Genomic DNA, 20,496 nt, shown 5'->3' on the forward strand with positions numbered 1-20,496 from the left:
GAATCTCCCCCAAACCCTCGGAGCGCGCCGAGTCTCTTTAATTCCGATAATCCCAAGGCGGAGTTGGATCAGCGTCCGCCCACAAGCCCGTCCTGGACTCTCTCGCGCCCCTTTCCAACTCTTCAAGCCTCTTATCGCCGGGCGCGTACTTCCTGTACCACCAGGCCAGCCCTTCCTCGACCAACTGATGATTGAGCAGCCGGCCGTCCGGCAAAACCACATCGCCGATCGTCCGGCCGTAACCATCCTTGCCTCGCTCGCGCACCTCGACCGTCTTGCCAAAGGCCAACTCGCTGGTGAAAGCCTTGGCATTCGATCCATAGGCTTGTCCCATCTCCGGACAATCGATGCCGTGCAACCGGACTTTTTCCTCCTTGCCGCCGCGCATAACGCCGATCGTATCGCCGTCCGTAACGCCGACCACCTCGCCCGCAAACGACTTCGTATCATTGCAGCCTGAAAGTTGGACAACCACCAGCAGCATGGCTAAAGTCGGCCTTAATGCGCTCAAAATCTTCATAAACGGGCCCTGCTTCCGGCTCTCATCTTAATCTGCCTCTCCTCGCCCAAACCTAAGCGATAACGCAGTGCGCCGCCCCGCTCAGCAAGGCACTCCGCCTCGATCTTGGAACCGCTCATCTGCCCGGACGCGACGAACGCGCCCGCAAGCCGCAGCCCAACGAACTGAGCCTCCCGCCACCCCGTGGGCACAGCCGGAAAGAAGTGTGCAACATCGCCATGGCTTTGAACCAGCATCTCCTGAAGACCAGCCGCGGCGGCAAAATTGCCTTCCAGCGTAAAAGGACGATAGGTGAATCGAGAATGGCCCTTGCCGCTCTGATCCCCGTTGCAATGAAAGGAGTTGCGCAGGCAGAAGGCCTCCGAAAAAACGGTCAAGGCGCGCTCGGCTTTGGCGCCCTCGCCCGCCCAGGCCGCAATGTTGCCCAGCCAGGCGAAGCTATACCCCGTCCAATAGTCGGAACCGATCCGCTCTAACTCCGCCAAACTTTGGCGGATCGAATGCGGACCTTGGTCGATTGCAAGGGGATGGAGCGCCATGAGGTGCGAAAAGTGGCGATGAGAGCCCTTTAGAGGATAATTCTCGGCCACCAGCAGCCGGCCGTCCTCGGCGCGATAAAGGTTAGGGAATTGGGCCAGCACGGCTCGCCAGCCGGATGCTTCCGACCGCCGACCTAGAGCGCCCGCCAGCTCGGCCGTCGCGCCCATCAGCCAACGGCAGAGCGCCAAGTCATAGTTCGTCCAAACATCGAACCAGGCGCCGGGCGAGTTGTCGTTGATCTCCGGCGATGAGCAGAGCGGCAACCGACGCTTGCCTTCCGACCGCGTAACGGCCTCAATAAAAACGGCGCACTCGCGCAGATAGGGAAAGGCTCTGTTCTTGAGAAACTCCTTGTCGCCCGAGAATCGCCAGTGAAGATAAAAGTGATGCGCAAGCCAGGCCGCCGTGGTGGGAGAGTGCGTATATTGCCGCCAGCCGCCTATCTGCCTGTTGTTCAAGTCTGCAGTCATCGGAACACAGAGGCCCGGCAGCTTGAAGAATCTGCGCGTCCAGTCTCGGCAATGGTCTCGCGTGTTCCATAGCCAATCGAGATAGGACAACCCTTCGTTTAAGCGATTCCCGCTGTAGCAAGGCCAGTAGCTCAGCTGAGTGTTCAGATCGTGGTGATAATCGCCTTTCCACGGCGGCAGGCCGCCGTCGTCCGCCGTCCATGGGCCTTGCAGGGTGATGGGCGGGCTGCCTCGCCGAGAGGCCGAAAGGAACTTGTACGTGTCCAGATACCACTGTCTTTCGATAACTTTGTTGGGAACCCGCAAACCGACTTTGGCCCATTGGTCGCGCCACCAAGCTTGATGGGACCGGATCAAGCGATCGAACCGCGCTAAGCCTCGCTCGACCCGTTGCTGGGCGATTCTAAACGGGTCTTTGCCCTCAAAGGACGAAGCGACCGACCAACAAAGGCGCCGTCTATCGTCGCTCCAGCCGATGCAGGCCGCGAACGAAAAGCCCTCTGCGCCCTGCTGAAAGAAACCTTCCCAATTCTTGCCTTGGCGCCTGATGGGCGCTGGGTAGCCCAACTGGGCAAGGTCGCCGGCCGTAATGCCGCCCGACGCCAAGTTCTCTGCTTTGCCGCCGAACGCGGGGGCGATCAACCTTGCTCGGAGTTCAGACTCTGGGCTCCAAACCAGACCGACGGCTTCCTTGGCATGTACAAGGCAATGGACTGCGCCTGCCGAAGCGGTCGCCGTCAAAAGGTCTAACTTCCCCGATACGAACTGGGCGGGCAAATCGATTTCGATGCGGCCTGCTGGAATCTTGGTGGGCCAAGGCCGCTCATAGGGTTTCTCATAGACTCGGACGAGGTCGTCGTGCCGTCCGGCTCGGTGCCATGCAACCATCGTTTGGTAGTCATAGTCGGCGCCGTCGAACTCGGGAACTTTGCGCAAATCCCACAGGTCGGTGCGATCGAGCGAGATGCGCAACGGAGCCCCGTCGCCCCAGACCAGCGCTCCAAGAAGACCGTTGCCCAAAGGGAACGCCTCGTCCCATCGCATGGCGGGACGGTCGTAAAGCAATCCGTGCCTCTCTTCGGGCAGGAGCATGATGGGTTATGCGAAGGTCGGCGCCGCCATAGGCGCCAGATCGACGCTCGTAGGCGGCGGCAACGGCAACAACATACCTTGAGCGCCAAGATTCTGATACTGGGCGCCTTCGTAGCCGGGCACGGTCGATGCGATCTCTGCCATGATCTCCCGGGCGCTGAAAGGCGGCGTCCGAAGCGTCGTCCGCAAAAGCAAGTCGGCAAATATCTTCCAATCTTCCTTGGCGTCATGCGGGCAGTCGATCGCCTGCCAAAACCTCTGGACGCGACCTTCCAAATTCGTCAGGGTGCCTTCTCGCTCGACTAGCGACTTAGCCGGCAACAGCACGTCGGCATACTCCGAGGCATAGCCCCATTCGGCCGACTGCACGACCAAGAACGGCGCACGGCGCACTGCTTCTTCGGCCAATAGCGGGTCGTAATGGCGATCGGGCAAGTCGCTGTCAAGCAAATAGAGGCTCTCGATCTCGCCGCGAATGCACCCGTTCAGGATTGCGTCGGTGTTGAGCCCGCCGGCCTCTGGCGTCAGCCCCAGATCCATAGTGCCGTGCGAGTTGCAATCGGGCAGCATCAGGTTAAGACCGCCCTTCGGATGGGTCGCGTTGCCGGTAACCGCCACCCAATTGATCAGGCCGTCGATCAGCCTCTCGGGGTCGCGATGGTTGAGCGCGCGGTCGCCGGCCAAGAGGATCATGCTCTCGGCCTCCAAAACGGCTTTTGCCGCATTTTGTAGCACAATTTTAGATACGCCGGTCGTCCGTTCTGTCCATTCCGGGGTGCATTCGGCCAGCGCCGCGCGCAACGGTTCGCCCGCTGGAGTCTGGTCGCAAACGGCTTTCAGCAGACCGCACATCAGCTCGTATTCAGTTCCAGATTGATAGCGCATCGAGACTGAGGCGAACTGCTCCACATCGTTCTGCACAGGATGCGCCACGATCACCGGCGTCTTCCATCGATGCCAGGCCTTTCGCGCCCGAAGGTAGACGATCGGCTGCTCCTCGGCCAGATGCGAGCCAAAGACAAAAATCAGACCCGTGTCCTCAAGCGCTTCGATAGAGCGCTGCGATGCCGTCGCGCCCAACCGCTTCTTGACCGGAGACTCGGTCTGAAGCCGATAGTAGCGATGATCGAGGTTCGCAGCGCCAAACGCCTCTTTCATCAGCCTCTTAAACAGATAGGCGTCTTCGTTGGGCAGCCGCGAGCCGCCCAGCGCGGCCTTGGCGCCTGCCTCTTTGAACTTGCTGATAACGGCGTCATAGGCTTCCGGCCACGTCGCAGGCTGGAGCATGCCGTCCTTGCGGATCATCGGCTGTTCGATCCGCCGCTTGGGGCGTCCCATCGTGAATTTGCCCTTGTCGCAAGTCCAAGTCTCGTTCACCTCGGGGTTTTCTCGACCGTTGACGCGAATGACCTGGCGATCCCGCCCGTCGACATAGACGTTGCAACCGTTAGAGCAAACGTTGCACACCGACTTTTGCGTTACGATGTCCCAAGGGCGCGCGCGGAATCGATAGTCTCGGCTGGTGAGGGCGCCGACCGGACAGATCTCGATCACGTTGCCGCTAAACCGGCTGGCGTAATCGGTCAACTGAAAGCTTCTGGGCTGCATTTGCGCCCCGCGGAAGAGAAAGGCGAGCTGGCTATCGCCCGAAACCTCGTCGGTAAACCGAACGCACCGGCCGCACTGAATGCACCGCTCCAAATCGAGCGTAACGTGCTGAGATAGCGGGAAAGACTTGGGCAGATGCCGTTTGATCTCAATATATCTTGAGGTAGAGGGGCCGTAGAACTGGGTGTTGTTCTGCAAAGGGCATTCGCCGCCTCGGTCGCAGATGGGACAATCAAGGGGGTGGTTGATCAAAAGGAATTCAAGGACGCCGCGCCGGTCTTCGATGATCTGCTGAGTCTCCGAAAAGCAGACCATGCCTTCCGAAACGGGCAGCGTGCAGGCGGCCTGCGGTTTGGGCATGTTCCGAACGCTTCCGTCTGGCTGCTTGAAGCCGATTTCGACCAGGCACATGCGGCACATGCCGACCGGTTCCATATATTTGTGATAGCAAAAGATGGGGATGTCGACGTTGGCGCGCTTGGCCGCTTCGACAAGGAGTTCGCCTTCCGGCGCCTGAATATCGACGCCATTGATCGTTATGTTAACCAGCTTTGGCTCTTGTGGCGCGGGGCGCGGCATCGACCAACCTCCTAAAGCGGGCGAGTTTGTGAATTTTAGCACATGGGGACTCATGCGGCTGCCGCATCGCCTTTCGGGCGAAAGGAATCTGTTGTCCGACGCGAAACTATGGACTTGGCGGCATAGATCGAGTGGGAGGCGGTCGCTCGATGAAAATAGCAAAGATTCTCCTCGCGCAGTGTGCGCTTTTAGCCTGCGGTTATTGCCAAGATGTCGAACAGAAGACCCCAACATCCGCCATGCTTGAACAAGGCTGGCGCGAGACCTTGGCGCAGGTTGCGGCAATGGAGAGAACCTCGCTCTTTGTCGACGTTAATGTCAACGCCGGAGTCGTCGAGGCGTTCTATAGCAAACCGGCTGGCAAGCGCGCGATGGAGACATTGGCCCGATGTCTGGACCGACATTGGGAATCGATCGACGGGCATCAAGTCTTTAGCCGGAGCAGCCCGCGAGGAACCGTAAGGCCCCCCGCCAGTTGGAAGAAAGAACGCTGGCGCTGATCTCTCAGTTCACCGACGGTGAATTAAGACGACTTGCCGAGTTCAGCCTATCGCTTGCCGAGATCGACCCGATGGCAAAACAGACCCTTTACGATGTTGCTTCGATGGACCCCGGCTTTGCCTTTGCTTTGATGGATCAGGGCGATAGAGCCGTTGCCGGGATTATGCCTCTGTTGCGCAAAGGGCAAGAACGCACAGGGCGAGACAATCGCGGTCGAGATTCCAATGTCGTCAGGTCCGCACCCGGCGCCACACTGCTACCCTGACCAAGTTTGGGCTATAATATTAAGGGTCTGCCACGGTTTGGCGCCCCATTGGTTAGGAGGATATTAAAGATGAGAGCCTTAGTTACCGCTGGGCTATTTGCGATAGCGCTGTCCCTTGTCGCGACCGCCCAAGACAATCGCATTCCAGCGCCCGAGTTCCCCAAGGAGACGGCTTCGGTCGAGTTAGACTTGCTGAAACGGACCTCCAGCATGTTGGCGCGAGGCGAGTTTGAGACAGCCGCCAAATACGCCAGTTGCTTAGCCGCTCCCTCGAACATCAAGGTTTACATTAACAGCGTCAGCATTCCAAGAGCTCAGCGAGAAACCTACGTCGCAGCGACGAACAAGGCGATCGGCGCTTGGAACTCGGCTCTCAACGGAGCCATCAAATTCACACCGACCAACAACGCGGACGAGGCCGATCTGATCCTTCTGTACGAATGGGACGTGGCCGAGATCAGCTTTGGGCAATTCAAGCTGATCTGTTCGGACACGCGAATCTCGTATCCCGTGGCAGGCCCTGGGCAAGAGCCGGACTTCTCGCGCAAGCGCGCTGGGTTGGCTCGGATTTCCTTGAAGATTCCCTACACCGAAAATATGCACACGGTCGATTCGATCCAGCACTTGACCGGCCACGCGCTGGGCAGCTATCTTGGATTGGCGCCCACCTCTAGCGAGGAAGACTTTATGGGTCCCGATTGGCACAGCGACAAAGTCGCGCTGACCCCTTCGGCCAACGATGTCAAGCGTGCCTTGGCGCTGCAGCAGGGGCGCGCGAAGCTAGCGCAATTGGCGCAGGCCCGAACCGTGGTCTACATGCCCAAGCCGATCCTCGTGCTTGAGAAGATGGAGTATCACGCTGGCGATATCATGCGAGGCGACAGCGCCTGGTTCGAGGTGAAGGTTCGAAACTCCGGCGATGCCCCCCTGGAGATCGAGGCCAAGCCGACCTGCGGATGCACCGTGGCCAATTACGATAAAGTCATTCCGCCTAAGTCGGAAGGCATCATCAAAGCCGAAATGAAGACCGCCGGCTATCGCGGCGAGTTTGCCAAGTCGATCGAGATCACATCGAACGATCCGGACAAGCCGCTCTCCTCCGTGCGAATTGGATGCACTATCGTGCAAGGCGTGCAGATTCTCCCTTCGGAAGCCCACACTTTGACGCTGAACGACACGGGCCCGACCGTGCAAGAATTCGAGCTTCGCGTCAGCCCGAAACTAAACGCTCAGATCACTCGCGTAACGGCCAACGTGCCCTATGTCGAGGCAGCGTTGGAAAAGACGGCAAATGGCGATGGCGTCTACAAAGTCAAAGCAACCGTCAAACCCGAAGCGCCCATTGGTCGTTCGATCTTCTTGCTGACCGTTCAGACGACCTCGATCAACGAGCCTCAGGTTACGATCAGCGTGAGCTGCGAGAAAGGGATCATCGTGATGCCGATCTCCGTTTGGCTGGGCGCGATCACGCCGACCACGCCGTTGCCCATCGAACAGACGGTTACCATGGTCAAGCGAAGCGGACCGTTCAAGATCACGAGCGTTGAGAACAGCGATCCAGCGATGACGCACCGAATTGAGACCATTCAGGATGGGTCGCAATATCGGCTGATCATTGGATACAAAGGCGGTTGGCCCTTGGGCCAGGCGCGCAAGAGCGTGATCGTCCATACCGACGATCCGAACCAGCCGCGCATCGAGATCACGGTCATGGCCAATCTTCTGGGCGGCTAAGGAATCGGCGATGTCGATCAAACTTCTTAGCGCATGGATTGCGGCCCCCATTGTGCTGGCCGCCGCCCTCTTGATAACCGGCTCGGCTCCGCGCGCGGCCACGCAGCTGACGGTCATTTTCAACACCGATCAGAACGGTTACTTGACGCCTTGTGGATGTGCCAAACCGGTTACCGGCGGCATGCCCAGGCGAGCCACCTACCTCAAGGGACTGGACGCGGCCATTGCGACCGTGCTGGTCGATAACGGCAATTTGACCAAAGGCGCCCATACGCCCGACGCCTGGGGTCGCCAGGACGCCTTGAAACTGGACGCCTTTATCGACATGTACAACGCGCTGAAGTACGACGCGATCAATTTGGGCCCGAACGAGTACAAGATCGGCGTACCGACATTAGAGACGCTCAAGGCTCGATTTAAGGGCAAGATGCTCTCGGCCAACGCGAGAAAGTCCGATGGCTCGCCCTTGTTCGAAGAGATGGCAATCGTCGAGCGCGAGGTCCAGGGCAAAAAGGTGCGCATCGGCATTACCGGCGTTATCTCCGACAAGCATGGGTTGATGATTTCCTCGCAGAATCCCGGCGTAAAGGTCGATCCCGCTTCAGACACAATCCAGCGGGTGATGAGCGACTTGAGCCGGAACAGCGATCTGCAGATTCTGCTCTTTCAGGGTTCTCAGAAAGAAGCCGAGGCGTTAGGCGAAAGCGTAATCGGCGCCTTTACGCTGGTCGTGTTTGCCGAAGCAGGAGATTATCGCCCAACCGAGCAAAAGAGGGTCGGAAACGCGCTTTTGGTTACCAACGGCAACGACGGCAAGTATGTCGGACGATCCGATTTGACGCACGAATCGGCTTGGAAGGCGCCCAAGGCCGACTATGTGAAGCTAACGGACGACTTTGCCGACGAGCCGACCATCCGGCAGATAAAGGACAGCTACGACGCGCGAGTTGTGGCCGAAGACCTGCTGAATCAAGTGCCCAAATCGCCCACTTCGGACGGCTCGACCTATGTGGGCAATACGGTCTGCGGCAGCTGCCATTCAGAGGCATTGGTCATCTGGCGCAACACCAAACATGCCGTCGCCATGAAGACGCTGATCGACGACAAAGCGGACAAAGACCCCGAGTGCGTCGCGTGCCATGTGGTGGGAATGGACAAACTGTCGGGATTCAAGAACATGCAGGAGACGCGGATGCTAAAGGATGTGGGCTGCGAGGCATGCCACGGCCCAGGCTCCAAACATGTGGACGATCCGCTCAAGGTAAAGCCGCTTCGCGGCGACGAAAACACCTGCGCGCTGAGCTGCCATGTGCCCGAACACAGCCCGAACTTCAACTGGCCCAAATATTGGGAGCAGATCAAGCATTAGCGTTACGATCGTCTATTTGGAGATGTTGGGCATCGAACGGCTTAAGCCGAACGTTGGGCCGCAAATCGATCTCCAGCGGTTTGCAGACTCTGACTTGGCCATGCGGCTATATGGCGAAGTGGGGCGCGACTGGGCGTGGAACGACCGTTCGCACTGGGGCCTTGACGATTGGACCGCTCGCGTCGACCAGCCCGATGTCGAGTTCTATGCGGCCTATCGGGACGGAAAGACGGTCGGCTACTTTGAGTTGGAGCGGCAAGGCGAAGAGACGCAGATCGCTTACTTCGGACTTTTGCCCGAGTTCATCGGTCAGGGGTTGGGCGGATCGCTGTTGACCAAGGCGACCGAGACCGCGTTTGCCAATGGCGAGCGCAGAGTTTGGTTGCACACCTGCACGCTCGACGCTCCCGCCGCCCTGCCGAACTATCTGGCGCGCGGCTTTGTCGAGTTTAAGCGCGAGACTAAAATCATCGACGGCCAAGCAGAAAAATCAGGCTGATGACGGCGCCGACCACTTGGACAATGTCGCCGACGTTTCTCTCCTTGGGGGCGCCGGGCACCATGACCGTGTCTCCCGCCTGAAGCGGTTCGTCCGTTCGACCGCCCTGCGCAATCTGCATCACGTTAACATGGATCTTCTTTGTGCGCCGCCCCTCCGGCCTCTCAATCACGACCTTGTCCAACCGAGCGTCCTCTGCCGGCCCGCCGGCAGCATCCAAAGCCTGCGTAATGGTCATGCCTGCCGCGTGGTTGACGACGCCTGCATTGCGCACAGCTCCTCGCACAACGATAAAGGCTCTGGCGGCTCGAATGGGAACGAGCGCTTCGTCTCCCGGTCCGAGCGCAAGATCGCCGTCCTTTGCCAGATCAACCTCGGTGGCCGTGCCGTCCTTTCGCTTCAGGCGTATCTTGGTCGCATCGGCCTCCGACGTCGGTCCGCCAGCCTTTGCCACCGCGACGGCGAGCGTATCGCCTTCGGCCCACGGTTGAACGCCGGGACGCGCGACCGCACCAAGGATCATGACCTTGTTCTCCTGCGGCCTCAGAGGCACGATGATCGTATCGCCATCTTGAAGCAGCGGATTCTGCGACTGGTCGCCGTCGGCCTTGAACTTAGCAAAGTTGACCCTTTTGGTCGCCCCCGAGGCCGCCTTGATCTCGATGGCGGTCAGATCGGCGTCTTCAAAAGGGGCGGCCGGTTCCAGAGCGTCTGCCAATCGGTCGGTGGGCTTGACCGTGCGTTTGCCGCTCGTTCGCACCGCCCCCTCGATCGTGATCGCTTTTGGCCCCGAGGTTGCCAGTTCTGCCTTCACGGTCGGCCGGGTGAAAAATCGCCCTTCTATCAGCAAGCGGGCAACCGTCTGCGCCAATTCGTCCAGGGTCAAACCTTCGGCCTTCACCATACCGATCAAAGGCAGCATCAGATTGCCCGACTGGTTGACGACATAGACCCGAGAGAGGGAAGCGTCCTCTTCGACCGTGATCCGCACGGAATCGCCCGCTTTGAGCCGTTGTTGCGACAGCGCGGGCAAGGCAACTGCCACAACCAACATCAGCGCCAAGAAAGTCCTTATCATGATTGCTTACTCCTCCTCGGAATCGGGTCTGAACTCGCCAATGATCTGGATGCCTTCGTCGGAAACCTCGAACACTTCCGTGGTCAAGCAGAACGGCGAACTCTCATGCTCGTTGACTGCGGGATAGCCTAATACGCTCACATCGTCCTTGGCATCGATCATCAGCACAAAATCCTGTGCGGGGGCTATGGCAACGATCGGCCAGCCGATCTTGTCTTTGACAAACTCCTTGAGGCCTGAGGCGGCAAGGTACCCTGCCTTTTCGAGCGAATCGGTGCTGAAATACCACATCTTGACGCCCTTCAGTTCGGTCGATTCGATCCCGTTTTCCGCCATACGACGGTTTGAGTTGGAGTCGGCAATCGCCCATGCTTCCTCGGGATCGACGCCCCATCCTGCAAGCATCTTGTCGGTTACGAATCGCCATGAATCGCCATCGTCCGGAACGATGCCCAGAATCTGCGCGACCGTGTTGCCGATAGGCTTACAGGGATGATCGGGCAAGATCGTGTCTTGTCTTTCCAAGCCCAGCACGAGCGCAGTCTTGGCCTCGTCCCATGTCGAGTACCTATCCGTCCCAGGCGTAAACTTTTGGATGAACCGGACGGCGACTTCAGGATTCGGGTCCTCGCCGAACGATCTCCGCAACGCTTCGTAACGAATAGCGCCATGGAACTCTCCCATCTTGTACCGGCATTCCTCTTCGGTAATCTCGATCACGGTGGCGCCTTGCGATTCGAGAGCCTCTTGCATGACTTCCCTGAGCAGGGTTTCGTTCAGATCGGTCATTGTGAAAGTTCTCTCTTCAAAGCCTCTTCGATAGCCTGCGGGTTGGCGCGACCGCGGGTCTCTTTCATGGCTTGGCCCTTTAAGAAACCCATGGCGGTCTCTTTGCCGTTGCGATAGTTGGCCGCCGCGTCTGGGTTAGCCTCGATGACCTTTCGCGCAATGGCGACAAGAGCGTCGTTGTCGGCAATCTGGGTCAGGCCCTCGCGCTGGACGATTGCAGACGGCAAGTCGCCCGTCGCAAAGGCCTCTGCAAACACATCCTTGGCGACGCGACCGGTGATCGCGTTCGATTCGATCAGTTTTATCAGCTCGACCAGGTGGTTGGGGGTCGCCTTGGCGGCGTCGATAAGAACCCCCGTCTCGTTGAGTTTGGCCGCCAGATCGCCCGTGATCCAGTTGGCGGCGGTCTTTGCATCCGCCCCAAGAGCGATGCAGGCCTCGAAATACTCCGCGGTCGCTCGGTCGGCGGTCAGCACGCCGGCATCGTAGGCCGAAAGCGCGTACTCGCTCTGATAGCGCTCGAGTTTGGCCAGCGGCAGCTCGGGCAAGGTCGAACGAATCTCCTCGATCCATTCGGACGTGATTCTGATAGGCGTCAAATCCGGCTCGGGGAAATAGCGGTAGTCCTGCTCGTGCTCTTTGACCCGCATCACAAAACTGTTTCCGAGGGCCTCGTTCCACCCTCGCGTTTCTTGGATTATCCTGCCGCCTGCCTTGAGTTCGGCAATCTGTCGCTCGATCTCGTATTCGATCCCTCGCTGCACGGACCGGAAAGAGTTTAAGTTCTTGAGTTCGGTCTTTACGCCATACTCCGACGAGCCGAACGGACGAACGCTGATATTGGGTTCGCAACGGAGCTGGCCGGCCTCCATTCTCGCTTCGCTCGCTCCGATATAGGTCAAAATCGCCCGGAGTTGGACCAGGTACTCCTTGGCCTCTTCTGCGTTCTCGATGTCGGGCGGAAACTCGGTTACAATCTCCATCAATGGCATGCCGCACCGGTTAAAATCGACCTCGCTTTCGCCGGGAATCAGGTGCAAGAGCTTCCCCGTGTCCTCTTCCAGATGAACGCGGCGAATATGGATCTTCTTTTTGCCGTTTGCTGTCGGGATTTCCAGCCAGCCGTGCTGTCCGATAGGATGCAAGTCGCCGTATTGCGAGATTTGGTAGCCCTTTGGAAGATCCGGGTAGAAGTAGTTCTTGCGATAAAACTCGGTCAACGGAGCGATCTGGCAGTTAAGGGCAAGGGAGGTTCGGATAACGTGCTCAACGGCGCGCTTGTTCGCGATGGGCAGGGCCCCAGGCAGGCCCAGGCAAACCGGACAGACGTTCGTGTTGGGCTTTTCGCCAAACGATGTCGGGCAGGCGCAGAACATTTTGCTCTTGGTTAAGAGCTGGGCGTGCACCTCCATGCCGACGCTGCCGACATATTCCATCCGCCCGATTCTACCTAAGCGCCGGGTATACTAACCGTCCGAACATTTAGCGGAGGGGCAGCATGGCACGAGTTTGCGACATTTGCGGCAAAGGCAACCAATTTGGACAGAACATAAGACACCGACACTCGGGAGCATGGAAGTTTCGAGCGCCGCGCACCAAGCGCACATGGCTGCCGAACCTTCAAAGCGCCCGAGTTTTGCTGGCGAACGGCGCGGCCAAAAGACTCAAAGTCTGCACCTCTTGTCTGAAAAAGGGCAAGATCGTTCGCGCCATTTAGAGAATGACTCCACAACCGTACGACCGACTGGTCGAACGGATTCGGTCTCCCCATAGGCTGCTGCGCGACGAGCCTATGTCGAAACACAGCGCATTGAGGGTCGGCGGCCCCGCCGACCTTTTTTATCAGGCAACCGACCTGGATGAGTTTGCCGAACTAACGGCCACTGCGCAACAACTGAACATCCCGATCTTCGTCATCGGGCACGGAAGCAACATCCTGGTCAGCGACAAAGGAGTGCGAGCGCTGGTCATCTATAACGGCTGCGAGAAGATTGTGCCGGGAGAGGAGTCTTACGCCGAAACAGGGGCGCCGTTCAAGGAAGTGTTCCTCAAGAACGCGCAAGCAGGATTGAGCGGACTGGAGTTTGCAGTGGGCATCCCCGGCACCCTGGGCGGAGCGCTCGTCAGCAATGCCGGCGCTTATCGCAAAAATATCGCCGATCTGCTGATCGACTTGCAAGTAGTCTATCAAGGAGAACGGCTGACCGTCTCGCCCGACTGGATGCAGTTCTCTTACCGAGACAGTCGGCTGAGACAGAATCCGGCTCTGCCCATCGCGCTCTTAGCGGTCAGGATGAAGCTGGCGCCAAGGGATACGCGCAAGATTTTTGCCGAAGCCCGAGAGTACCAACGGCGCAGAATCCTCAGCCAGCCGCCCGGCCCGAGCGTCGGAAGTTTCTTCAAGAACGTCTACGACAACGCGCTGGCCGAGAAGATTGTCGAACTGCCCGAGGGCCATAAAGCCGCAGGCGTAGTGCCCGCAGGCTACTTGATCCAAGCGTGCGGATTGAAAGGCCTGCGATTGGGGGGAGCGGGCTTTAGCGGAAAGCACGCCAACTTCATCCTCAACTTTGGCGGCGCGACAGCCAGCGAGATCAAGAAACTGGCTTCGATGGCCAAGAAGGCCGTTTATGACAAGTTTGGGGCAATGCTGGAAGAAGAAGCCCTCTACGTGGGCGAAGAAGACGAACAGCCATAATCTAGATCGATGCCATCCGAACCCCGAAGCTACCTGATCGATATGGACGGCGTGTTGGTTCATGGCCGTACCCCGATTCCGGGCGCGAAGGAGTTCTTAGCTAAGCTCAAGGCGGGAGGCCATCGATTTCTTGTCCTGACCAACAATCCGCGCTACACGCCTGGAGACCTTTCCTATCGCCTCGGCGCTGGCGGATTGGACGTGCCGGCCAGTCAGATTTTCACCTCGGCTATGGCGATGGCGCTCTTTCTCAAAAGCCAGCGGCCGAGCGGCACCGTGTTTGCGATCGGCGACAGCGGCCTGACTTCGGCGCTGCACGAGGCCGGTTACATCCTGACCGATCACCATCCCGACTACGTAGCGCTGGGCGAGACCGATTCGTTCGACATGGCGCTCATCACCAAGGCCATTCGCTTGGTCAAGGCTGGCTCGCGCTTTGTGGCGACCAATCCCGATCCTTCTGGGCCGGCGGAGGCGGGCATTGTGCCGGCCTGCGGCGCGGTCGCGGCCATGATTCAAACGGCCTCGGGCGTCGCGCCGTTCTTTGTGGGCAAGCCAAACCCTTTGATGATGCGGATGGCGCTGAACTATATCGGCGCGCACAGCGAGAACACCACCATGATCGGCGACCGGATGGACACGGACATTATCGCCGGAGTTGAGACGGGCTTAGAGACGGTGCTGGCGCTGACGGGCATCGCCACTCGAGAGGACGCGCTCCGCTACCCCTTCCTGCCGACCCGCATCATAGAGTCGATCGCCGAGTTAGACCCGTAGGTATAATCGCCATCGTGAAGCATCTTCCAATCCTGCTCGCGCTCTTTGCGTTCGTCGTCTGCCAGGATCGCGCTCAAATAGAGCGGCGAGAGACGTTCGAGATCGTCTGGAGCCGCGTCAACGACAAATTCTACGATCTGACCTTCAACGGCGTCGATTGGAACAAAGTCAAGACCGACTACGCGCCTAAGGTGGAGCAGGTCAAGGACGATGCCGAGTTCTACGCCCTGATGACGCAGATGCTGGGCGAGCTGAACGCGTCGCACTTTGGGATCATCGGGCCGGGAGCCATCGACATTGACGAGGTGATGTCGCGCAAGGGCGATGGCGAAACGGGGCTTGTAGTAAGAGACATTGGCGGCAAAGCCGTAGTTGCGCAAGTGGCTGACGGATCGGCGGCCGAAAAAGCCGGAATCAAGCCAGGATTTGAAATCGTCAAGATCGATTCGTCTGAAGTGGCTAGGCTAAGAGAACGGCTCTATACGCGCAAAGAACGAGAACCGATTCTAAAGTTCTTGTTCGCCATGGCGATCGAGAGCCGAATGTCAGGAAAGACGGGCGACAAGATCGAGTTGGAGTGCATCGACCTCTCTGGCGTTTCAAAGACCATCGAGATCGAATTGCAGAGGCCAAGAGGCGAACTGGTGCGCTTTGCCGAGCTTCCCCCAATACGCGCCATTCATGAGAGCAAGAAACTCCCCAACGGCATGGGCTATGTCCGATTCAACATCTTTCTGATGCCGCTGCTAGAGCCGGTCAAAAAAGCCATCGCCGAGCACAGCGCCGCTTCTGGACTGATCATCGACTTGCGCGGCAACATGGGCGGATTGGGCGCGATGGCGATGCCGATCGCCGGAATGCTGTTCAAGGAACGCAAAGAGCTGGGCGCCATGAAGATGCGCACTGGCGAGATTCGGTTTCTGGCTTATCCTCAGGAGCAATACTACGGCGGCCCTGTTGCGATCTTGGTCGACGAAACCTCGGCCAGCACATCGGAGATACTGGCCGCAGGACTGCAGGAGTTGAGCCGGGCGATCGTAGTCGGCAACCCTTCTGCCGGGGCGGTGCTGCCATCGGTCGTGGAGCGACTGCCCAATGGCGCCCGGCTGCAGTATGCTTTCGCCGATTTCCGAACCCCTAAAGGCGTGCTTTTAGAGGGAAAGGGCGTAAAGCCAGATGTAGTAGTAAACCTAACCAAGGAATCGCTTTCGAGCGGCAAAGACCCCGTGCTCGAGGCGGCTATCGAAGCGCTGTCCAAGAAACAATAGGAGAAAAAGAGATGAGAAGACACGTGTTCGTACTGTGGTTCGCCCTTTTGGGCTTGAGCGCAGGCGCCCAGACGCCGACCGTCGAGTCGATAATGGACAAGTATATAGAAGCCTCTGGCGGCCGCGAGGCGATGCAGGCGGTTAAGTCGATGCGCTTAAGCGGCAAACTCACCATCAAAAATCAAGGCATAACCGGCGCGATGGAAATCTCGTTCAAAGCGCCCAACAAAGTTTTCGTCAAGCAGGACATCACGGGCATCGGCTCGGTTCAGCAGGGCTTTGACGGCAAGACAGGATGGGCGCAGGATCCCTTCTCTGGCCTGCGCGATCTAGAGGGCGCCGAGTTGGAAGCCCTGAAGCGGGAAGCCTCGCTGGAATCGGCTCTCAACTGGAAGCAGCACTTTAAGAAGTGGGAGTATCTTGGCGAAGAGAGCGTGAAGGATAAGAAGGCCCACAAGGTTTCGTTCGAACCAAAAGTCGGCAAGCCCGTCGTCAAGTTCTTCGATGTCGAATCGGGCCAGTTGATCCGTCAGGACGGCTGGAGCGAGAGTCCGATGGGCGAGGTGCCGGTTTCGACCTACCTAAGCGACTATCGCAAGGAGGGCAACATAACCATGCCCTTCAAGATGACCGCTTCGATGGCGCAGGTCGAGATCGAAATTCAGTTCAGCAAACTGGAGACGAACATTGGCATCGAAGACAAGATCTTTGTCAGGCCTGGCGGAGCGCCAAAGGACACAGAGGACAAGCCGCTGTCGCTGAAGTAAGATAGAAACATGGCCAGCCGCCGCGCGCTGTTCGCCGGAGTAGCCGCGCTGACTGGCTTGAGCCTTCTCGCCTCGCTGACGATCGGGGATCAACCCATCCCGGTCGGCGACGTGTGGCGGGCCATTGTCGAGCGGGGCGGCGACGATCCAAACTTGGCCATTGTTTGGGAACTTCGGGCGCCCCGCGCGCTGCTGGCTTTGCTGGCCGGACTTGCGCTGGGAGCGGTCGGTGCGGCGTTTCAAGGCGTATTCCGCAACGCTTTGGCCGATCCATACATTACGGGCGTCTCGTCGGGCGCGGCGCTAGGCGCGGCCAGCGCGACCTTGCTTGGATGGGCAGAATCGTGGTCGCGACAGGGCACAATGGGGATTGCTTTTCTCTCCGCGTTGGCGACGCTTCTGGTGGTTGCGGCCATCGCGCGCCGCGGCGGGTCGCTCGATCCCAACTCCTTTCTTCTGGCGGGCATCGCGCTTGGATCGACGCTGTGGGCCGCCATAACGGTGATCGTGCTGTGGTCGGGACAGGACTACAGCCGGGTTATCTATTGGCTGATGGGCGGGTTTTCGAGCGCGGACTGGTCGATGGCAATCGCATCCCTGCCTCTTGCGTTTCTGAGCGTTCTCGCCTTGCTGATGGTCGCCGGCCAGATCAACGTCTATTCGTTAGGCAACGACACGGCTCAACACTTGGGGGTCGATCTGGAGCGCCTAAAGTGGATCGCCTTAGGAGCGGGATCGCTTGCGGTCGCTGCGGTGGTCTCCTTCTGCGGCATTATCGGGTTCGTCGGTTTGATTGCGCCTCATGCGGCCAGACGACTAGTCGGAGCGGACCATCGCAGCGTCATGCCCTTAGCCGCGATGTTGGGCGGCATCGGATTGATCTGGGCGGACTGCGCGGCCAGAACGATCGCAAGGCCTGCGGAACTGCCGGTCGGCGCGCTGACCGCGCTGATCGGCGCGCCGTTGTTTATTGTGCTGTTGATGAGACGAAACAGGCACGATTGACTCTTTACTTTTGATCGACATAGAGCCTCTTGATCTTGATCCATCGGGCGCGGACCGCTTCGACTTCCCGATCGTCCGCTTGCAGTCCCAAGCTCTTTGCAAAATGGAGGAGTTGATCGAGCGCCCGGATCTTTTCTTGAGGCGTCATGGCCTTAAGCTCTTCGGCGCGAATCTCGGCCGCCGCGGCAAAACCCGCTCGCCGCCTTCGTGCCAATTCTGGATCGATCTTCACGATCGAATGGTACCTATTCTGCCTGGAACAGCGCCAGCGCCTCCCTCGCCTCGTCCGACATCGCGTCCTCTTCGTCTAGCCAGTCGCCGGCCGGAATTTCGGCGCCAGCGTTCAGCAACAGCCGGACGCATTCGGCATAGTCGGTCTCGCCGGACGGCGGGCAGTTGATCGAGCCGTGCAGGGCCCATCCGAGGGGGGTCGCCTTGTACCAGCATTCCTTGCGATTGGGATAGGCGCCGCGCGACAGCAGCTCGCCCACAATCTCGGCGCGGCCTCTCCAAGCGGCTTGGTGCAAAGGCGTGGGCGGACCCTCGTTCGCGTCGTCCGATTCGCCATGAACGCTCAACCCCTTGTCGAGCAGATTCCTGAGAGCCTCTAATCGACCCTGAGCAGCGGCATCGCCCAGCGCCTCGTAGTAGGTCGCGTTTCGGGAGGCGTCCCAAGTTTCCGGCTCGGCGCTCCCGCCGAACTGCTCCATCAAGCCGACCAGGTCGTCCCTGCCGAACAATCGAGCGAGATGAAAGGACGAGGCGCCCTTCTCGTCCTCTTGATTCGGATCCGCGCCGTGCTCCAGCAGAATCTTAACAAACTCCGCCGAGCGACCGCGCAACACTGCATGATGCAAGGCGGTGCGCCCGCCTTCCCATATTCTGCCTACGGGCGAGACGTAGCCCAGGATTAGCCTCAAGCCCTCTGGGTCTTCAAAATCGATCTTGCGAAACAGCGCTTGATTGAGCGTCAGATCGTTCGGGCCGCGCTCCAAAACTAGCTTGAGGCAATGACAGCCTGGCTCTTCGGCAGCGTGATACCCGGTCTCGTTGTCGTCGATGTTGGCTCCCGCGTCCAGCAATAGGATCGTCGTTTCGGGATCGTTGATCACGCCCGCCGCGCCATAGAGGGCGGACAGCGGCCAATTCTCCCAAAGATAGGCCGCATTGGGGTTTGCCCCAGCGTCTAATAGCATTCGTGCGATGCGGCGGAAGCGGGGCTTGAGAGCTTCGTCGTGCTTAAAGAACCAAGAGAAGCAGGCGTACAACAACGGCTCTCGGTTGGCCGCGCCGCCTTTGCTCATAGCCAGGGCCGGGTCATCCTTCAAAAATCTCTCGACCGCTTCCGCCTCTCCCATCAAGGCCGCCAGATAGATCGAACTGGTCGGTAGATCGGGATGGTCGGTCAATATCCGCTGAATAGCGACCGGGCGGTTGCGATAGAACGAATCGATCAGCGCGAGGTCGCACAGTTTGGCGGCGGCCTCTTCACGGGTCAGGCGGCCTAGCTCGATCTGGGCCTTCAGCGCGGGCCAGCTTTCGGTGCCGTTCTCTCGGGCGATGACCAGCTGTGCCAGATGGAGCTTAGGGTCTCGATCGGTAAGGTCGTAGGGCGCGATGCGTTCGAGCGCTTCAGGGCTTCCCGCGCGCCAGGCTTTTAGCAGCTCTTTAGCCTGCTTTCGAAGTTGTTGCAAATGAGCCATGTTCGCCTCCAATTGGCAGTTTGCCCGCGGTCCGCATGTCGGGCGCCAATCAGGCGATTTGGCTCAATACGATATTGTGGGCGGGCGCAGCCCTTTCCGCGGACCCGGTTGCGCCCCACAAGGCGCGTCCAGATTATAGCCCATCAATGGTCGTCTTTGTCGCCATACAGCGTCTGGATGTAAGAAATTTGGCCCAAGTGGTAGTTAAAGTTCCACCGCGGATAATCCATCATCTCTTCCATCTTAAAGTCGCGTCCGCCGTCGTAAGGCAGCCACTTGGTTTCGGCAAGGCGCTCGTCGGGCATTGTGCGAAAGAGGTCGAAGAGGGTCGCCAGTCGGCGGTTGCACTCGGCTTCGCAGGCTTCGACGCTGTTAAGGCCCTCGGGCGGAGCAGCGGTCTCTTGTCCTTGGATGATGTCGTAGGCCCATTGAGGGCAGATCGCCAGTTCGCGGCACTGATCCAGCACGGAACGACCGTTCTCTAACGGCTTCCAGTCCAGCTTATCGGGCGGAACGACTTTGGCGGCCTTGAACGCATCGTTCGCAGCCTGCTGCGTTACTTCGATCATGTAATCTTGAAGCCTCATGGTTTCTCCTCCAATGGTTGCAAATAGGTGAGCAGGCACTTCCACTCCCCGTCTTGCAGCACAAAGAGATCGGTCGAGCGCTCTACTTGCTCGAACTGTTTGCCCTGGTACTGGCCGGCGGTGGAGATTTCGGCGATCACCAGACCGCTCTGCCCTGTTGCGACGGTTTTGGAATCGCGGATGTCCATTTTGCTGTGCGAGAGTTCGCCGGAGCGCAACAGGTATAGAAAGGTCTGCTTGGTCAAGACGTTGCAATCCGAGCCGGTCAGCATCCAGTCGTCGTGCATGTAGCGCGCGATGCCGTCCAGGTCGTTTGCGGCCAGTGAAGCGCACCAGTCGCGCTCTGCTTGGATCAGAGCGTTGGACAACTCATCCTGCATAGATGAAGAGTACCCTGCGCACGCCTTATGAGCCTCTACCCGGAGAGATTCGCACCTAAAATTGTGCTACAGACCGAAAAAATCCCGTTCCCGCGGGAACGCCAGGCGGAACGCCAGGCTCCCGCCCGGCCCGTTCTCTCGGCTCGCGGGGACGCTCGCCCTCCCGGCCCGATCCGATGGCTTTCGCTCCCCTCCCTAAACTCGCCAGAGTTTGGGGAGGGGATACAGGGGAGGGGCACAATCGCCCGAGACAGACCGATGTTCGCC

Annotated in this window: 21 protein-coding genes; 11 read left to right on the forward strand and 10 right to left on the reverse strand. The window is 59.0% G+C overall.

What is annotated here, in order from left to right; translation table 11 throughout:
* Positions 1-37: 37 nt before the first annotated feature.
* From HUU60_09520 to nuoG, 3 genes are read right to left on the reverse strand one after another with little or no spacing between them, the layout of a single operon-like run.
* On the reverse strand, positions 38-520 hold the full coding sequence (locus HUU60_09520) for a thermonuclease family protein (protein NUL82946.1): 483 nt from the start codon (positions 518-520) through the stop codon (positions 38-40).
* A complete protein-coding gene (locus HUU60_09525) occupies positions 517-2,622 on the reverse strand; it encodes a glycoside hydrolase N-terminal domain-containing protein (protein ID NUL82947.1) in 2,106 nt (701 codons plus the stop codon). The genes HUU60_09520 and HUU60_09525 overlap by 4 nt, the downstream gene beginning before the upstream one ends.
* Before the next feature lie 6 nt (positions 2,623-2,628).
* Complete coding sequence (nuoG, locus tag HUU60_09530; protein NUL82948.1) at positions 2,629-4,809, reverse strand: NADH-quinone oxidoreductase subunit NuoG; 2,181 nt, start codon at positions 4,807-4,809, stop codon at positions 2,629-2,631.
* Between the two features lie 149 nt (positions 4,810-4,958).
* Here nuoG and HUU60_09535 point away from each other — a divergent pair, with 149 nt between their 5' ends.
* The 5 genes from HUU60_09535 (at position 4,959) to HUU60_09555 (ending at position 9,177) form a co-directional block, all read left to right on the forward strand.
* A complete protein-coding gene (locus HUU60_09535; protein ID NUL82949.1) occupies positions 4,959-5,309 on the forward strand; it encodes a hypothetical protein in 351 nt (116 codons plus the stop codon).
* On the forward strand, positions 5,285-5,575 hold the full coding sequence (locus HUU60_09540) for a hypothetical protein (GenBank protein ID NUL82950.1): 291 nt from the start codon (positions 5,285-5,287) through the stop codon (positions 5,573-5,575). The genes HUU60_09535 and HUU60_09540 overlap by 25 nt, the downstream gene beginning before the upstream one ends.
* Before the next feature lie 69 nt (positions 5,576-5,644).
* Positions 5,645-7,309 carry a DUF1573 domain-containing protein gene (locus HUU60_09545; GenBank protein ID NUL82951.1) on the forward strand — a complete coding sequence of 555 codons (1,665 nt, stop codon included), beginning with the start codon at positions 5,645-5,647 and terminating at the stop codon, positions 7,307-7,309.
* Positions 7,310-7,319: 10 nt separating this feature from the next.
* Entirely contained in the window at positions 7,320-8,678 is a 1,359-nt protein-coding gene (locus tag HUU60_09550; protein ID NUL82952.1) for a hypothetical protein, read from the forward strand.
* A 22-nt stretch (positions 8,679-8,700) separates the two neighbouring features.
* Positions 8,701-9,177: a GNAT family N-acetyltransferase gene (locus HUU60_09555; protein ID NUL82953.1), complete on the forward strand. Its 477-nt coding sequence runs from the start codon at positions 8,701-8,703 to the stop codon at positions 9,175-9,177.
* Here the strand turns inward: HUU60_09555 and HUU60_09560 are convergent.
* The 3 genes from HUU60_09560 to gatB are packed head-to-tail and all read right to left on the reverse strand — an operon-like array spanning position 9,146 to position 12,480.
* Positions 9,146-10,255: an SLBB domain-containing protein gene (locus HUU60_09560; GenBank protein ID NUL82954.1), complete on the reverse strand. Its 1,110-nt coding sequence runs from the start codon at positions 10,253-10,255 to the stop codon at positions 9,146-9,148. The two genes, HUU60_09555 and HUU60_09560, sit on opposite strands and share 32 nt — an antisense overlap.
* A 6-nt stretch (positions 10,256-10,261) precedes the next feature.
* Positions 10,262-11,044: a hypothetical protein gene (locus tag HUU60_09565; GenBank protein ID NUL82955.1), complete on the reverse strand. Its 783-nt coding sequence runs from the start codon at positions 11,042-11,044 to the stop codon at positions 10,262-10,264.
* The gene (gene gatB, locus HUU60_09570) at positions 11,041-12,480 is read right to left on the reverse strand and encodes an Asp-tRNA(Asn)/Glu-tRNA(Gln) amidotransferase subunit GatB (protein ID NUL82956.1); all 1,440 of its coding nucleotides are present in this window, start codon (positions 12,478-12,480) and stop codon (positions 11,041-11,043) included. Before gatB ends, HUU60_09565 begins: the two co-directional genes overlap by 4 nt.
* A gap of 62 nt (positions 12,481-12,542) precedes the next feature.
* Here gatB and HUU60_09575 point away from each other — a divergent pair, with 62 nt between their 5' ends.
* From HUU60_09575 to HUU60_09600, 6 genes are read left to right on the forward strand one after another with little or no spacing between them, the layout of a single operon-like run.
* On the forward strand, positions 12,543-12,761 hold the full coding sequence (locus HUU60_09575; GenBank protein ID NUL82957.1) for a 50S ribosomal protein L28: 219 nt from the start codon (positions 12,543-12,545) through the stop codon (positions 12,759-12,761).
* A 3-nt stretch (positions 12,762-12,764) separates the two neighbouring features.
* Positions 12,765-13,742: a UDP-N-acetylmuramate dehydrogenase gene (murB, locus tag HUU60_09580; protein ID NUL82958.1), complete on the forward strand. Its 978-nt coding sequence runs from the start codon at positions 12,765-12,767 to the stop codon at positions 13,740-13,742.
* A 9-nt stretch (positions 13,743-13,751) separates the two neighbouring features.
* Positions 13,752-14,519 (forward strand): HAD family hydrolase, encoded by a 768-nt coding sequence (locus tag HUU60_09585; protein NUL82959.1) that lies wholly within the window; start codon positions 13,752-13,754, stop codon positions 14,517-14,519.
* Between the two features lie 14 nt (positions 14,520-14,533).
* Entirely contained in the window at positions 14,534-15,787 is a 1,254-nt protein-coding gene (locus HUU60_09590; GenBank protein ID NUL82960.1) for a hypothetical protein, read from the forward strand.
* An 11-nt stretch (positions 15,788-15,798) separates the two neighbouring features.
* Positions 15,799-16,554 carry a hypothetical protein gene (locus HUU60_09595; GenBank protein ID NUL82961.1) on the forward strand — a complete coding sequence of 252 codons (756 nt, stop codon included), beginning with the start codon at positions 15,799-15,801 and terminating at the stop codon, positions 16,552-16,554.
* 9 nt (positions 16,555-16,563) lie between these two features.
* Positions 16,564-17,559: an iron ABC transporter permease gene (locus HUU60_09600; protein NUL82962.1), complete on the forward strand. Its 996-nt coding sequence runs from the start codon at positions 16,564-16,566 to the stop codon at positions 17,557-17,559.
* A 4-nt stretch (positions 17,560-17,563) separates the two neighbouring features.
* Here the strand turns inward: HUU60_09600 and HUU60_09605 are convergent, their stop codons facing one another.
* From HUU60_09605 to HUU60_09620, 4 genes are all read right to left on the reverse strand, one after another.
* Positions 17,564-17,791: a hypothetical protein gene (locus HUU60_09605; GenBank protein NUL82963.1), complete on the reverse strand. Its 228-nt coding sequence runs from the start codon at positions 17,789-17,791 to the stop codon at positions 17,564-17,566.
* 13 nt (positions 17,792-17,804) lie between these two features.
* Positions 17,805-19,262: an ankyrin repeat domain-containing protein gene (locus tag HUU60_09610; protein ID NUL82964.1), complete on the reverse strand. Its 1,458-nt coding sequence runs from the start codon at positions 19,260-19,262 to the stop codon at positions 17,805-17,807.
* Between the two features lie 143 nt (positions 19,263-19,405).
* Entirely contained in the window at positions 19,406-19,849 is a 444-nt protein-coding gene (locus HUU60_09615; GenBank protein ID NUL82965.1) for a hypothetical protein, read from the reverse strand.
* Positions 19,846-20,229 (reverse strand): nuclear transport factor 2 family protein, encoded by a 384-nt coding sequence (locus HUU60_09620; GenBank protein NUL82966.1) that lies wholly within the window; start codon positions 20,227-20,229, stop codon positions 19,846-19,848. The genes HUU60_09615 and HUU60_09620 overlap by 4 nt, the downstream gene beginning before the upstream one ends.
* Positions 20,230-20,496: the final 267 nt, after the last annotated feature.

It is taken from the genome of Armatimonadota bacterium, assembly GCA_013359125.1.
Classification (GTDB): domain Bacteria; phylum Armatimonadota; class Fimbriimonadia; order Fimbriimonadales; family GBS-DC; genus JABWCR01.

Bases quoted from the DNA above. Each gene is read 5' to 3' on its own strand.
- HUU60_09520 (NUL82946.1), bottom strand. From the start codon at position 520: ATGAAGATTTTGAGCGCATTAAGGCCGACTTTAGCCATGCTGCTGGTG.
- HUU60_09525 (NUL82947.1), bottom strand. From the start codon at position 2,622: ATGCTCCTGCCCGAAGAGAGGCACGGATTGCTTTACGACCGTCCCGCC.
- nuoG (NUL82948.1), bottom strand. From the start codon at position 4,809: ATGCCGCGCCCCGCGCCACAAGAGCCAAAGCTGGTTAACATAACGATC.
- HUU60_09535 (NUL82949.1), top strand. From the start codon at position 4,959: ATGAAAATAGCAAAGATTCTCCTCGCGCAGTGTGCGCTTTTAGCCTGC.
- HUU60_09545 (NUL82951.1), top strand. From the start codon at position 5,645: ATGAGAGCCTTAGTTACCGCTGGGCTATTTGCGATAGCGCTGTCCCTT.
- HUU60_09550 (NUL82952.1), top strand. From the start codon at position 7,320: ATGTCGATCAAACTTCTTAGCGCATGGATTGCGGCCCCCATTGTGCTG.
- HUU60_09555 (NUL82953.1), top strand. From the start codon at position 8,701: ATGTTGGGCATCGAACGGCTTAAGCCGAACGTTGGGCCGCAAATCGAT.
- HUU60_09560 (NUL82954.1), bottom strand. From the start codon at position 10,255: ATGATAAGGACTTTCTTGGCGCTGATGTTGGTTGTGGCAGTTGCCTTG.
- HUU60_09565 (NUL82955.1), bottom strand. From the start codon at position 11,044: ATGACCGATCTGAACGAAACCCTGCTCAGGGAAGTCATGCAAGAGGCT.
- gatB (NUL82956.1), bottom strand. From the start codon at position 12,480: ATGGAATATGTCGGCAGCGTCGGCATGGAGGTGCACGCCCAGCTCTTA.
- HUU60_09575 (NUL82957.1), top strand. From the start codon at position 12,543: ATGGCACGAGTTTGCGACATTTGCGGCAAAGGCAACCAATTTGGACAG.
- murB (NUL82958.1), top strand. From the start codon at position 12,765: ATGACTCCACAACCGTACGACCGACTGGTCGAACGGATTCGGTCTCCC.
- HUU60_09585 (NUL82959.1), top strand. From the start codon at position 13,752: ATGCCATCCGAACCCCGAAGCTACCTGATCGATATGGACGGCGTGTTG.
- HUU60_09595 (NUL82961.1), top strand. From the start codon at position 15,799: ATGAGAAGACACGTGTTCGTACTGTGGTTCGCCCTTTTGGGCTTGAGC.
- HUU60_09600 (NUL82962.1), top strand. From the start codon at position 16,564: ATGGCCAGCCGCCGCGCGCTGTTCGCCGGAGTAGCCGCGCTGACTGGC.
- HUU60_09610 (NUL82964.1), bottom strand. From the start codon at position 19,262: ATGGCTCATTTGCAACAACTTCGAAAGCAGGCTAAAGAGCTGCTAAAA.
- HUU60_09615 (NUL82965.1), bottom strand. From the start codon at position 19,849: ATGAGGCTTCAAGATTACATGATCGAAGTAACGCAGCAGGCTGCGAAC.
- HUU60_09620 (NUL82966.1), bottom strand. From the start codon at position 20,229: ATGCAGGATGAGTTGTCCAACGCTCTGATCCAAGCAGAGCGCGACTGG.